Source organism: Rhodococcus sp. G-MC3, assembly GCF_030063335.1.
Lineage (GTDB): Bacteria > Actinomycetota > Actinomycetes > Mycobacteriales > Mycobacteriaceae > Rhodococcoides.
Genome location: NZ_JASISW010000010.1, coordinates 130,033 through 143,556, shown reverse-complemented (window position 1 = coordinate 143,556; position 13,524 = coordinate 130,033). Strand labels below are relative to the sequence as shown.

11 protein-coding genes and 1 pseudogene are annotated in these 13,524 nt (G+C 64.0%); 2 read left to right on the top strand and 10 right to left on the bottom strand.

Annotation, left to right across the window (positions count from 1 at the left end; translation table 11 throughout):
* Positions 1-236 precede the first annotated feature (236 nt).
* Positions 237-1,790, top strand: a complete 1,554-nt coding sequence (locus tag QMK17_RS13625; protein WP_283509795.1) for a succinic semialdehyde dehydrogenase — start codon at positions 237-239, stop codon at positions 1,788-1,790.
* 102 nt (positions 1,791-1,892) lie between these two features.
* Here QMK17_RS13625 and QMK17_RS13620 read toward each other — a convergent pair whose 3' ends face one another.
* From QMK17_RS13620 to QMK17_RS13570, 10 genes and pseudogenes are all read right to left on the bottom strand, one after another.
* Positions 1,893-3,932 carry an MDR family MFS transporter gene (locus tag QMK17_RS13620; protein WP_283509794.1) on the bottom strand — a complete coding sequence of 680 codons (2,040 nt, stop codon included), beginning with the start codon at positions 3,930-3,932 and terminating at the stop codon, positions 1,893-1,895.
* Positions 3,933-3,936: 4 nt separating this feature from the next.
* A complete protein-coding gene (locus tag QMK17_RS13615; protein WP_283509793.1) occupies positions 3,937-4,413 on the bottom strand; it encodes a MarR family winged helix-turn-helix transcriptional regulator in 477 nt (158 codons plus the stop codon).
* A 151-nt stretch (positions 4,414-4,564) separates the two neighbouring features.
* Positions 4,565-5,617, bottom strand: a complete 1,053-nt coding sequence (locus tag QMK17_RS13610; protein WP_283509792.1) for an ABC transporter ATP-binding protein — start codon at positions 5,615-5,617, stop codon at positions 4,565-4,567.
* Positions 5,617-7,228 (bottom strand): annotated as a pseudogene (locus QMK17_RS13605) (ABC transporter permease). Before QMK17_RS13605 ends, QMK17_RS13610 begins: the two are co-directional and overlap by 1 nt.
* A gap of 25 nt (positions 7,229-7,253) precedes the next feature.
* Positions 7,254-8,279, bottom strand: coding sequence for an ABC transporter substrate-binding protein (locus QMK17_RS13595; protein WP_283509790.1), 1,026 nt, complete (start codon positions 8,277-8,279; stop codon positions 7,254-7,256).
* Positions 8,280-8,384: 105 nt separating this feature from the next.
* The gene (locus QMK17_RS13590; RefSeq protein WP_283509789.1) at positions 8,385-9,269 is read right to left on the bottom strand and encodes a CopD family protein; all 885 of its coding nucleotides are present in this window, start codon (positions 9,267-9,269) and stop codon (positions 8,385-8,387) included.
* A 42-nt stretch (positions 9,270-9,311) separates the two neighbouring features.
* A complete protein-coding gene (locus QMK17_RS13585) occupies positions 9,312-9,830 on the bottom strand; it encodes a copper resistance CopC family protein (protein WP_283509788.1) in 519 nt (172 codons plus the stop codon).
* Positions 9,827-10,483, bottom strand: coding sequence for a YcnI family copper-binding membrane protein (locus tag QMK17_RS13580; protein WP_283509787.1), 657 nt, complete (start codon positions 10,481-10,483; stop codon positions 9,827-9,829). The genes QMK17_RS13585 and QMK17_RS13580 overlap by 4 nt, the downstream gene beginning before the upstream one ends.
* A gap of 48 nt (positions 10,484-10,531) precedes the next feature.
* Positions 10,532-11,059: a hypothetical protein gene (locus tag QMK17_RS13575; protein ID WP_283509786.1), complete on the bottom strand. Its 528-nt coding sequence runs from the start codon at positions 11,057-11,059 to the stop codon at positions 10,532-10,534.
* A gap of 18 nt (positions 11,060-11,077) precedes the next feature.
* On the bottom strand, positions 11,078-11,728 hold the full coding sequence (locus QMK17_RS13570) for a DUF6474 family protein (RefSeq protein ID WP_283509785.1): 651 nt from the start codon (positions 11,726-11,728) through the stop codon (positions 11,078-11,080).
* Positions 11,729-11,856: 128 nt separating this feature from the next.
* Here QMK17_RS13570 and QMK17_RS13565 point away from each other — a divergent pair, with 128 nt between their 5' ends.
* The gene (locus QMK17_RS13565; protein WP_283509784.1) at positions 11,857-13,473 is read left to right on the top strand and encodes a TM0106 family RecB-like putative nuclease; all 1,617 of its coding nucleotides are present in this window, start codon (positions 11,857-11,859) and stop codon (positions 13,471-13,473) included.
* Positions 13,474-13,524: the final 51 nt, after the last annotated feature.

The window sequence follows — 13,524 nt, the reverse complement described above, 5'->3', positions numbered from 1 at the left end:
TCCCCACCCCTGCTCGTTTTTCTAGAGCGCCCCAACGCCTAGGAAAGACCGAAGCCCATGGTGCCACAGAACCTCGGGGGTGGGCTTGTTGTTCCGGTTGTGACTTTCACAGACGGGATCCCGTATGAATCGGGCGCAACTGGTACACCACACCCATGCAGCGCACTGTGATGCGAGCCACCGAGAGGGTAAGTTGTCCTCTGACTCCAAGAACTACTCACCAGTAGGGATACTAAATGCCAGCTCCGAGCGCTGCGACCTTCTCGCGGCTCGCCGACTTGATCGCCATTCCGGACTTCGACGCCCGGCCGACGAAATCCATCACGGAGGTGTTCACCGGGAAGGAGCTGGCCACCATCCCCGTCGGCACCGCCGAGGACGTCAACGGTGCCATCGCGCGTGCCCGCGTCGCGCAGAAAGCATGGGCCAAGAGGCCTGTCTCCGAGCGCGCCGAAATCTTTCATCGCTACCGTGACCTGGTGCTCGCCCATCGCGAAGAACTGATGGACATGGCTCAGGCCGAGACCGGTAAGTCCCGCGCCGCAGCCCAGGAAGAAGTGCTCGATATCGCGATGACGTCGCGGCACTACGCGCGTACCGCGGCCAAGCTGCTCTCCCCGAAGCGCGTCACCGGCATGCTGCCCGTGCTGACGAAGACCACCGTGCGTTACCAGCCGAAGGGCATCGTCGGGATCATCTCGCCGTGGAACTACCCGATGACGCTGGCAGTGTCCGATGCCATCGCTGCCCTCCTTGCCGGCAACGGCGTCGTCCTGAAGCCGGATTCGCAGACGCCCTACTGCGCCCTCGCCTGCGTTGAACTTCTGTACAAGGCGGGTCTTCCGCGCGACCTCTTCGCCGTCGTGCCCGGCCCCGGCTCGGTCGTGGGTACTGCCATCGTCGAGAACACCGAATACGTCATGTTCACCGGTTCCACCGCGACCGGCCAGCTCCTCGCCGAGCAGGCCGGTCGTCGACTCATCGGATTCTCCGCCGAGCTCGGTGGCAAGAACGCGATGATCGTCGCCGACGGTGCGAACCTACGGGAAGTGTCCGACGCCGCCGTGCGTGCGTGTTTCTCCAATTCCGGACAGCTGTGTATCTCGATCGAGCGCATCTACGTGGAGCAGTCCATCGCCGAGGAGTTCACGGCGAAGTTCGGTCAGCGTGTCCGAGAAATGACGCTCGGACCCGACTACGAATTCGGCATCGAGATGGGCAGCCTCATCTCCGAGGACCAGATCAAAACTGTCTCGGCGCACGTCGACGATGCCAAAGTCAAGGGCGCCAAGGTGATTGCCGGAGGCAACGCACGTCCGGACATCGGGCCGCTGTTCTATGAGCCGACCGTGCTGACCAACGTGTCCGAGGACATGGAGTGCGCCGCACACGAGACGTTCGGCCCACTCGTCTCCATCTACCCGGTAGCGGACGTCGAGGAAGCGATCGCCAAGGCCAATGACACCGAATACGGACTGAACGCAAGCGTGTGGGCCAAGACGAAGGCGCAGGGCGAGGCTATCGCGGCTCGTTTGCACTCGGGAACCGTCAACGTCGATGAAGGCTACGCGCCTGCGTGGGGAACCACTGCTGCGCCGATGGGCGGCATGGGAGTCTCCGGCATGGGCCGTCGCCACGGACCCGACGGATTGCTCAAGTACACCGAGTCGCAGACCATCGCGACCACACGTCTACTCAACCTCGGTGGCCCGCGGGGACTTCCGCCGAAGTTGTGGGCGAAGATCATGCCTCCGTTCGTGAAGGCACTGAAGTACATTCCGGGGCGGTAGTCGATGGAGACCGAATGGAGGCATTCGGTCTCGCCCGGGTAAGCGTTCCAGCACACGGAAAAGGCCCGCACACATGGTGTGCGGGCCTTCTTCGTTGTGAACCTAGTTGACGCTGTGGCCGTTCATACCCGAGTTCACGTACTGGTTGGGAGAAGTGCGGTTCTCAGGGCTGTTGTTCTCAGGGCTCGTGTTGTTCTCAGGGACGTGACTGTCTCCGAGTACCCGTGCGATCTGCTCCTCACTGAGCCCCAGACGACGGAGACGCTCGCACACCGCGTCGAAGTCGAGCATCTTCGTGTCGAGTTCTTGCTGCAATGCGATGACCTCGACGCGGATCGCCTCGGCTTCGTCCAGCGCCGCGAGGGTGTCCTCGGGCTCCGGGAGAAGCAGGTTCAGCAGTCGATCACGTGCATCGGTGCTGAGCCCCGCGAACGGTGCAGACCCTGCGGGTGCCTCGTGGCGTCCGAGAGCATGGTCGCTGTCGACGTTGTGGTTGTCGACCTTGTCGTGGTTGTCGAGTACGGGAGCAAGGTACTCCTGAGTGTGGCCGAACGATGGAATCTCGGCGAGCTCTTCACCCTCGACCGGTGCCTGTGCAACGTCGATCGTCCTGCGCAGCGGGCGGTTCGGGATGAAGACGACTGCGATGAGCGTGACGATGGCGACGAAGCCGGCGATCATGAAGATGCGTCCCGTTGCGTCACCGTAGGCGGTGCGGATGACAGCGGCAATCGGTGCAGGCAACGAAGCGAGGTCGAGTGACCCGCCTCCGCTGGAAGAACTGTCGACACCGAGCTGGGCGAGACCCGAAGCCGACTTCTCGGCGACCCGAGTTGCGAGCAGCGAACCGAGAACCGAAACGCCGATTGCTCCACCGAAGGTACGGAAGAAGGCGACGGTCGACGATGCGGCACCGATGTTGTGCACGCTCACCGTGTTCTGCACTGCGAGAACGAGGTTCTGCATCAGCATGCCGGTTCCGAGACCGACGATGGTGATGAAGATGCCGACGGTCCAGAGGCTGGTGGCGTGGTCGATGGTTCCGAGGAGAAGGAATCCGACGACGAGCAGAACCGCTCCGCTGACGATGAAGGGCTTCCACTGTCCGAACTTGGTGATCAGCTGTCCGGATCCGACGGAGGCGACGAGCATTCCGAACACCAGTGGGATAGAAAGCAACCCGGCCTCGGTAGGCGAGAAGCCGCGGGCGGTCTGGAAGTACTGGCCGAGGAACGTGGTGGCTCCGAAGAGGCCGACGCCGACTGCGATGGAGGCGATGATGGCCAGGCCGGTAGTGCGCTCGGTGACGATCTTCAGTGGGATGATCGGCGACTTGTGCTTCGCCTCGACGATGACCGTCAGGATGAGGAGCAGAACGCCTCCGCCGACGAGCATTGCCGTCTCACGTGAGAGCCAGGCGTAGTAGTCGGCCTTGCCTGCGAAGGAAACCCAGACCAGCAGAACGGATACGCCTGCGGTGAGGAGAAGCGCGCCGAGCCAGTCGATGGAGACGTTGTCTTTCCGGACGGTCTGGATGTGGAGCGTCTTCTGCAGCAGTCCGAGTGCGACGACGGCCAGCGGAACGCAGACGAAGAAGCACCAGCGCCAGCCGAGGGGGCTGTCGACGATGACGCCGCCGAGGATAGGTCCACCGGACATCGACACGGCCATGACAGCGCCGGTGTAGCCGGAGTAGCGACCGCGATCACGCGGGGAGACGATGGTGCCGATGATGGCGATGACGAGTGCCGTCAGGCCACCCATGCCGATACCTTGAACGACGCGCGCTGCCAGCAGTACCGGAACGTTGTGTGCGAAGCCTGCGAGGAACGAGCCCGCGACGAAGATGACGATCGCGCTCTGGACCAGCACCTTCTTGTTGAACAGGTCGGCGAGCTTGCCCCAGATGGGGGTCGATGCAGCGTTCGCGAGGAGCGCGGTGGTGATGACCCAGGCGTACGCGGTCTGCGAACCCTTTAGGTCACCGATGATCGTCGGCAGCGCCGTGGAGACGATCGTGGTGCTCAGCAGAGCGGTGAAGAGGGCAGCGAGGAGGCCGGTGAGGGCTTCGAGAATCTGCCGGTGTGACATTGCGTCCGGATCCGCCTGTGACAGATTGGGCGGTGTTTCTGTGGTTGTCATTGTCTTATCTCGCAATCAGTTTCAAGTGCGCCAGGTCTTGCGCGTCTTCATTGAAGGTGTTGTTGAGTTTTCGAATGGAGTCGAGAGCGGTGCGGGCTTCCGTTTCGCTCCAGTCGCTCAACATTTCGCGCAATCGTTGTGCGCGGTAGTCCCAGATGATGGCCAACTTGTGTTGGCCTGTGGCTGAGACGCAGACGCGCGAGGCGCGTTTGTCGTCTGGATCCGGGGTTCGATCGATGTATCCGAGGTCGACGAGGTCTGCGATCTGCCGACTGAGGGCGGACTGGCTGACGCAGAGCCTATTGGCGAGGTCGGTCTGTCTGCATTCACCTTCGGTCGCGAGGATGGCCAGAACTCCGGTCAGTGCCTGCGGCAAAGGTGAATCCTCATCGTCGGTGGTGATCACGGCCCGCCGCAGCGCACGACCGAAGAGAAAGACCTCTTCGACCAGCGATTCTGCTGTGGTGGTGTGTACTGCCATGGGTGCTCCAACGGGTGAGATATTTACTTGCTGTCTGCAACGATATAGATACATAGCTGAGGTAAACAACTATTTTACCTATCTCGTGCGTCACACCGTTCGATGTCGTCGGGGAAGTAGGCACGGTGGCGCGACGAACGCCCACGCAGGTTTACCGAGCGACTGGGTCGAAGATGCCGCGGGCGATCGTCATCGTGACCCTCTCGCCGACGGTGGGCCTCGGCCCACGCACCGAGCAGCGGAACGACACTCCGTGAGATTCGACCACCACATCGCTCGCGTCACGCCCGAAGAGCGAGGACGTCACAAGACCTGCCGCGCAGTCGTGCGGAGAACCGGCCCCGAGTGAGATGTCGCCAGGCAGTATCGACAAAGACCCCATGCCGTCCACGGCTGCATCGATCACGTCCGCGTCCAACTCCAGCGGATGGTTCGAAGCATGGAAACGCCCGTCGTCGATGACGCCGCCGATCACGTTGGCGTCGGACAGGAACTGTGCGACGAACGAAGACACCGGCCGATGTACGACATCCTCCGGCGTCCCGATCTGCACGATACGACCGCCGTCGAGTATCGCCACCCGATCGGCGAGCGCAAGTGCCTCCGACCGATCGTGGGTGACATGCACAACGGTGAGTCCCGCTGCCCGCGTCAGCGATCGGAGCTCGAGGCGCAACCGGTCGCGAAGCGGTTCGTCCAGCGACGAGAGCGCTTCGTCGAGCAGCAGGGCGCGCGGTGATCGGACGAGTGCCCGTGCCAGAGCGACTCGTTGGCGTTGGCCGCCCGACAGAGTTGCCGGGTCACGCTTCTCCAGCCCGGGAAGTCCGACCAGGTCGAGCACCTCGGCAACGCGCTGTGCGCGTTTCGTGCGCGGCATCCTGGCAAGCTCGAGCGGGTAGGAGATGTTGCGTCCGACGGTGCGATGCGGCCACAACGCGTGCTGCTGGAACACCATGCCAAGGCCTCGATGCTCGGGTGGAACCGTACGCCTTTCTCCCGCGACGGTATCGCCGCCGATGGTGACCGTGCCCGACGAAGGCCCCAAAAATCCGGCAACAGTACGAAGCAACGTGGTCTTGCCCGATCCGGACGGACCCACGAGAGCGAGGAATTCGCCGTCGGCGACCGACAGGTCGATGCCACTGAGGCCGACCGTCCCATCGGGGTATACGAGGTCTACGGCATCGAGGCCGATAGCGGACATCAGGCACGCTTCTTTCGATCGGTGGCGCCCGCAACCAGGCCGAGGCCGGCCAGCCCGACGAGTGCGACGAGCAGTGACAGCGCGGCGGCGGCGTTGTAGTCACCGGCCTGCTGGAGATTGAAGATCGAGACACCCAGGGTTTGGGTCCCCGGTGCCACGAGCAGAACCGACATCGTGAGTTCCCGGACGGCGGTCAACGCAACGAGAACTGCGCCGGTCACGGCGGCGGGAATCGCCAACTTCCACGACACGTCGTAGAGGGCACGCATCGGTGATGCTCCGGATGACCTCGCGACCTCTTCCAGGGCCGTCGGCGTTGCCCGCAGTGGTGCTCGCACGGCCTGGACGACGATCGCTAGAAACGCCATTACGTACGCGCACAGGATGACCCAGCGAGTGTCGAACAGGCCCGTGTAACGGCCGATGATCAGCCAGCCCACCGCAATGACCAGGCCCGGAATGGCCTGCGGCAACATGGCCGTGACGTCGAGGCCGATGTTGTCGCGTGAACGCGTGCGGGTGGTGAGGACTCCGAGTGCCAGTCCGAGCACCCCGCAGATGACGGCGGCCCCCACTGCAAGGAAGACCGAATTTTGAATCCCCACCAGCGTTCCCGGTGCAGTGACCGCAGCGCGGATGCTGTCCAGGGTGAGGTTGGCCCAGGTCAACGGCACTCCGGGCGCGGGAAGCAAAGCTTGTGATGCAAGCGCGAGGATGGGGAGCAAGGTAGCCGACAGTGCCGCGATCCAGATGACCACAGCCACCACGGTGCGGCTGCGTCCCAACGGAAGAAGTTGCGGGGCCGTCGTCGGGCCGTCGATGTGGGTGGTCCTTCGGCCGAGAATGCGGTCGACGGCGACGGCGGCGATCGCAAGAAACAACAGCAGGATGCCGATGCTGGAGACCACTTCGAGAGGCTGTGCCACCGTGCCGGATTGAATGAATCGGTACACCATCGTCGAGAGAGTGATGTACCGATCCGGCAAGCCCACGAGCGCGGGAATTCCGAAATCGGCCAGATTGGACACGGCAACGAGCGTGAACGACGCCACCGCCGCGGTCCGCAGCAGCGGAAGCGTCACATCCTTGGCGGCGCGCCACGGCGGCGCGCCACGGCGACGCGCCCGACATCCTTGCGGCCTGCTCCAGATCGCCGGGGATGCGACGTAGCGCCGCGGCAACAATCAGGTAGGCCAATGGATACGAGTGAATCGTCAACAGGAAGACGACCCCATCGCCGCCGTAGATGTTCCACAGCGGTCCACCGAAGTGGGATGACCAGTACGTGTTGATCATGCCGCTTGGCCCGAGCAGTCCTGTCCATGCAATTGCACCGACGAACGGTGGAATCAACAACGGACTCAACAGAATCAATCGAAGGATGCTGCGTCCGGGCAAATCGGTGCGATCGAGCAGCAGTGCCATTGCCACTGCGATGGTGACCGCCAAAAAAGCGGATACTCCGGCCGATACGAGACTGTTGGCGGCGGCGTCGAGGATTCCGGAGTCCAGCAGTTCGCGAATGTGGTTGCCGCCCAGCCCTATCGAAACAACGGCTCCGATCGGCACCAGAATCACTGCGGTGACGGCGAGCCACAGGGCGACCCGCACCAGAGACAGGCCGCCCAGGCGAGTACTAACCGACAAGCTCGTTGAACCTCTTGACGGCGTCGGGCTGAGAGGCGGTGATCTTGGCGAGATCCGGATTCAGCAGTGTCAGATCCCCGAGGGACGGTGCGCCGTCGGGAGTTCCGACGTCGTCACGGACCGGAAGGTACTGCTGGTCGACGGCAATTTCCTGGCCGCGCTTGCTGACGAGGAAGTCGACGTACTTCTTCGCGGCCTCCTGGTTGGCGGAGTCCTGGAAGATACCTGCGGGCTGCGAGATGTACGGGACGCCGTCGGTCGGGTATTCCAAGGCGATCGGTGAACCCTTGGCTGCCAGTTCGCGGACCAGGTAGTCGACGACGATTCCGATCGGCGCGGTGCCTGCCGCGACGGCCTGCCCTACGGGGCCGTTGCTCTCGGCGACGATCGGATCGTTGGCGGCGAGGCCTTCCAGCCAGGGCTCCCCGAGCGATTCCTCGCCCAGCCACACCGCAGTGTTGTACGCGGCAGCGCCGGAGACGTCGGGATTGGGAAGTGTGATCTGCCCCTTGTACTTCGGATTAGCCAAGTCCTTCCACGACGTCGGCGGACCCGTCACCGTGTTGGTGTTGTACGCGATGACCGTTGGGATGATCCTGGTGCCAACGTAGTAACCGTCCGGATCGACGATGTCCTGATTCAGCGCGGCGACGTCGGCAGGGGTGTATTGCAGCAGCAGATTGTCGTCCTTGTATCCCTCGAACGTCGGTGCATCGGCAGCGAGAAGGATATCGGCGCCGATCTTGCCGGTCTCACGCTCGGCTGCAATCCTGGCATTGAGGTCTCCGGTGCCCGCGCGATAGACCTGCACGTCGATATCGGGATTGGCGGCGGTGAACTCGGCGTTGAGTGCATCGATCTTCGCCTGCGGTTCGGAGGTGTAGACAGTCAGGGTTCCGCTACCGGAAGCGGCCGAGGCTCCGGCCGGATCGGCAGGCTCGGAACAGGCTGCGAGGGCGGCGATCAAAGTGAGGGATGCAACCGCGCCCAGGACAGGGCGGTAGAACGTTTTCAATGCTTCTCCTGACAGGGACGAACGAAGCGCTGATTGTCACGTCCGGAAGCAACACTTTCCGGATCTTTCGGACAACGCCGAGTGGCGAGTGAACGAACTCCGCTGTCAGGCGGTCGTGGCCAGGGCCGCAGCGAGTCCGAATGCCCCCGTGAGGATGCACACGTGCATCGCGGCACGGACGGTGGACTCGTCGGCTTTCGTGCGGTGTGCGGCCACCGACACGAGCCAGGTGGCGCGGAGGCGTCGGGCAAGTAGGACGAGCACGACGAGGAGAAGTGTTTTGGCGAGCACGATGCGTCCGTATCCGGTATCGACGAGCCCTCCGACGCTACCGATCTTCACTGCGGCGTTGACGGTCCCACTGACCGCGAGGATCCATACCGACCACCACGCGCACCGCGAGAAGATCGGCAGGTGTGCAGTCCAGGCTCCCCTCGAACGCAGGGTGACGGCCATGGCGGTGAGGACGCCGAGCCACACCGATGCCGCGACGATGTGGACGGCGACAAATATTGCGCCGAACGGCTGCTGCGACATGTGACCGGTGATCGGCCGCGCCACGAGCGCAATCACGGCGAGGACGACCACCGGTACCGTGGAGGAGTCGCGGCCCTGTCGATAGGCGGCGGTGGCATAGACGCATGCTGCTGCCGTACAGGCCACCGTCACGAGACCGAGTTGCCCGACGTTGATGCCGGTGAGGAATGTGCCGAACGACGATATCGACAGGCTGCCGATGCCACCGCCGAACGATTCCGCCGCTGCGGTGGCCAGTAGCGCACCCTCGACCAACGTCCATGCGGCTGCAGTGATTGCGATCTCGCGCCACACCGGCGGCCTGCTCCGCACCGGAAAGAGATCTGTGCGAAGCAGGCCGAGACCCAGCGTGGTCGCGCCGAGCCAATCGGCCAGAACACGAAGCGCCGACGACGGATCGGGCCCGCCGGGGCGGGCGAGCAACCACGCCACACCGACCCCGACGACTCCCATCGCTGCCGCCGCTAGAGGCCACCACCGGCGAAACACGGTTCGCTACGCGCCCTTCGGTTTACGTAACGCGAAGGCGAGTGCGCCGCCGAACACGAGCACTCCGCCCACGAGGAAGGGCCACAGTGGGATACCGCCCCCACCATCGGGATCGGAGTCGGTTGCAGCATTGACATCTGCCGGAGCGCCGGCAGTGCCGGAGCCTTCCTGAATCAGTTCGAACTTCAGCGTTCCACTGATGGGATGTCCATCGGCGGACGTCACCCGATATGCAACGGTGTACTCGCCGATCGGCCCGAGTTCTCCGACGTCGACGACAACGCTCTGTCCCTCGATCCGTGGATCGCCTTTCGACCACAGGTTGCCGTCGGGGCCGACGACGTTCAGGGTGGCGAACTTGGACTGCGGCACCTCGTTGAACGAAATCGACGCCTGCGCAGGACCGGTGGCGAGTTCGGCGCCGTTCGCCGGGGTGGATCCGGTGACGATCGAGTGAGCCGACGCCGTCGGAGCTCCGATGAGCAGTGCCGAAAGCGTCAGGACGACCAGAACAAGTTTCTTCATGACCGGCGACCCCGAACAACAGCTCCGATGCCGAGAGCAGCGCCGAGTGCTCCCAGAACCAGAGCGACGCCTGCAAGCCAGCGGGCCGTGTTGTCCGACTCCTTCGTGGTGCTCTCCTCGGCTGTCGCGGTCGCTGCGCCGTGGTCGTCGGACTCGGCACTGGCTGCGGTGAGGCTCAGCGACGGTGCGGGATGCTCGGGCTCACTGCCGTCGGCTGCGGCTTCCTGGTTCCATTGCACGACGTCACCGTCGTTGTAGGTCTGGACGGCGGGGAAGCTGACGGACTCTTCCTCGGGAAGAGGTCCCGCAGAGAGCAGGAACTGCTGGAACTGGCCGGGCAGAACCTCGGCTCCCGGCCCTGCAGTCCAGGTCACCGCTGTGGCGAGGCCGTCGGCGTTCTTGTCGACCGTCGATGTCCACCCCGGAATCGGCTGTGTGCGTGCCGAGTTGAGGCCGGGAAGCTCGACCTTCACGGACGAGGTTGCGGCGGTGTCGGATTCCGTGGGAACACGGAAGGTGAGCACCGTGTAGCCGCCCTGCTCCGCCCCGGGAGCGGACACCGACACGTGTGCCGACGCGGCACCTGCGCCGACGACGAGCGCCAGGGAAGTAGTGCCTGCGATGACGGAGGCACGACGAATAAAGCTGTTCATGTTCGGTTCTTTCTCGAAAAGTGATGTGGCATCAGTGCTGTTGGGTGTTCACACCGATACAGGCGGGCCACGTCTCGAGATCGACGGAGTGCTGAACTGAATCGAAACGACGCGGATCTCGTTGAATGCGAGCAGGCGAGGGGGCGCGTCGGGTAGGGGGAGTGGGGGATCGAGCACAGCACGAAGGACCGAGGTGATCGGCCCGTAGAGCCGCTCGGCCACGCAGATCAGAACAGCGGCGACCGCAGAGGCGGCCGCGTGGAATCCCAGCATCGTGGGGCTCGGCAGCATCGAGTGGCCGTGCATCATCTGATGGCTGTCGCCCACCGCGAGCGCAACATGCGCCGCGGACTGACCGAGAACCAGGGCGACCGCCACCGCGCAGAACTGGGTCCAACCCGATCGTGGGTTGGGCAGCGTCGTCATGACGCCGACCCCGATCCCCACGATCAGCAGAAAAACGAAAGCCGACCCCGGCGGATGGCCGCCGCCTGCCGCCCCGTGGGCAGCGACAGCAAGAGCGACGGTCATCGCGCCGACAGCTCCGCCGCGGAGTGAGGCGGCGGGCGAGGTCACAAGCTGTGTTGAACGGTGCTAGCGAACGCCGAGACGCGCGAGCAAGTCGGCCTCGATGCCGTCGAGCTCGGCGGAGATCGCCTGATGAGCTGCCTTGCGCCTGGCCGGAGGCATCTGCTCGGACGTCGACACCGCAGTACCGAGATCTCTCAGTCGCTGCGAGATCGCGTCGGCGAATTTGCCGGTCTCGGCGTCGGAGCTTGCTGCGGTCACGCGTGCCAGCGACTTCTCGGAACCGGCGATGCGCGCATTGAGCTTGGCGCCGTGGCCGGTGAACTCGCCGAGTTCGGCAGGCTTCACACCGAGCCTCGATGCCTTGCGCTCGTCGAGTTTGCCGCGCAGAACGGTTGTGCCGCGGTAGACGATGGGCGTCAGGACGGGGATCAAGACGCGCGCGATCGAGATGTACTTGCGCACCTGCGCTGCATTGAACGAACCTTGCAGGGCCGCTTTCTGCTGCGCCTTCAGGGTGGCGACCTGCGCCTTTTCGACGTTTTGGTACGACTTCGCTTCGATTGAACTCAGCTTGTTCTGGGCCTTTGCAATCGACTTCAGCTGCTTGCGTTCGTTCTTCGCACCGAGCTTGGCCTCCAGCGTGGCCTTGTGCTTGAGGGCTTTCGCCTCGGCCTTACGCGTGGCGCGTCCTTTGCGCTTGCGGAACAACCCCATCGACAAGGCCCCTAACGTCAGCTTCTTGCGGTTTGGCGCGTCCCTCGCGCCCAGCTCGCTCTCAGCCTATCCGTTCGCCCCGGTGGGTCGCATCGGGTGTGTCGGTAGCGGGACATAGGCTCGGTGCTGTGAAAAGTCAGTCCGCCGCGGGACGAGAGCCGTCGGTGCTCATCGACGCCGGTTCTCTGACGCGGTGCAGGCATCGGCTCTACCTCGACACTGCATATTCCTCTCTGCTGCGCCGAGAGCCGGAGAACCCAGGTGTCCGGCAGCGCAGGGAAGCCGCGCAGACCCATCGTGAGGCTGTCCGTGCGATGTTCGCTTCCGACGTCGACGGGTGGGTGGAGATCGACGCCCCCGACGCGCGCACGGCCGCCGAGCGGACGTTGGCCGCTTGCAAGCGCGGTGACCGCTGGATCTGGAACGCGGTTCTTCCGGCCGAACGTGAGACAGGGCGTCGCGGGCGCAGTGAAATGCTGATGCTCGATCCCGAGGGCGGCGGCTACATTCCGATCATCGTGGTCAATCACAAGGTCACCGACCCTGGCCGCGGAGCATTGACGACTTCGTTCACCGAATGGGCGCCTACCGTCGACGCCTCGCGGAAGGTGCGTAGTCAGCTTCGGGACGCGCTGCGGCTCGCACACCTGTACCGCATGCTCGACTTCGAAGGGCTCGCCTCGCCCAACGCGGTCGGCGGAGCCATCGGTTATCGCGCCGAATGCATCCTCGTCCATGATCTGACATCCGTCTTTGCCGAGTACGACGCGCGCTTCGCGGACCGCCTGTCCGTCGCTCGGGGCGAGAGCTTCACAGTGCCGTCGCAGGTCAGCGAATGCAGGTCCTGTTCATGGTGGTCGGATTGCGAGCCGCAGCTGGAAGCGAATCGGGACGTGTCACTCGTCGCGTCCGGATCGCGGGCGGATGCGCTGCGCGCGCAGGGGGTATCGACCATCGACGAGTTGGCTGACTGGACCGGCGCCGAGCCCGAGAACTGGCCTTTCGGAAGTTTCGACGATTCGGTTGCCGCGGCGACGGCGTGGCGCGCCGGTGTTCCTCTGCTGCGCCGCACCGACGTGGTCACCGTGCGACGCGCCGACGTCGAGGTCGACGTCGACATGGAGAGTTACCAGGAGCATGGCGCATATCTGTGGGGCACCTTGCTGACGGAGAAGGGCGGACCGAAACCGGTGTACCGCGGATTCGTCACCTGGGATCCGTTACCGACGGTCGATGAGGGCCGATCGTTCGCCGAGTTCTGGGGTTGGCTGATGAGCAAGCGCGCCGACGCCGCCGCGCAAGGAAAAACCTTTGCGGCATATTGCTATTCGCGTCAGGCCGAGGACAAGTGGTTGCTCGATTCAGCTCGCCGCTTCGGCGACGTCCCCGGTGTGCCGACGGAAGCGGAGATTCGCGAATTCATCGACAGCGATCAGTGGGTGGACATCTACCAGGCTGTCAGTGATCAATTCATCTGTCCGAACGGCAAGGGCCTGAAGAAGATTGCGCCGGTCGCGGGCTTTCACTGGCGCGACGACGAGGCGGGCGGTGAAGCGTCGATGGGCTGGTACCGCGACGCCGTGGGCTACGACGCCGAGCCTGATCCGACTCAGCGCGAACGTCTTCTGGTCTACAACGAGGATGACGTCCAGGCGACGAAAGTGTTGCGCGAGTGGATGAGCGATCGCGCCGAGATCGAGATCCCGACCATGGAATCGCTGCGGGCTGGCGCGTCGCGGGCGTGAGTTGGCCGACCTCCTTTGGCATGAATGGACCCTTGTAGCCGTCTAGCCGTT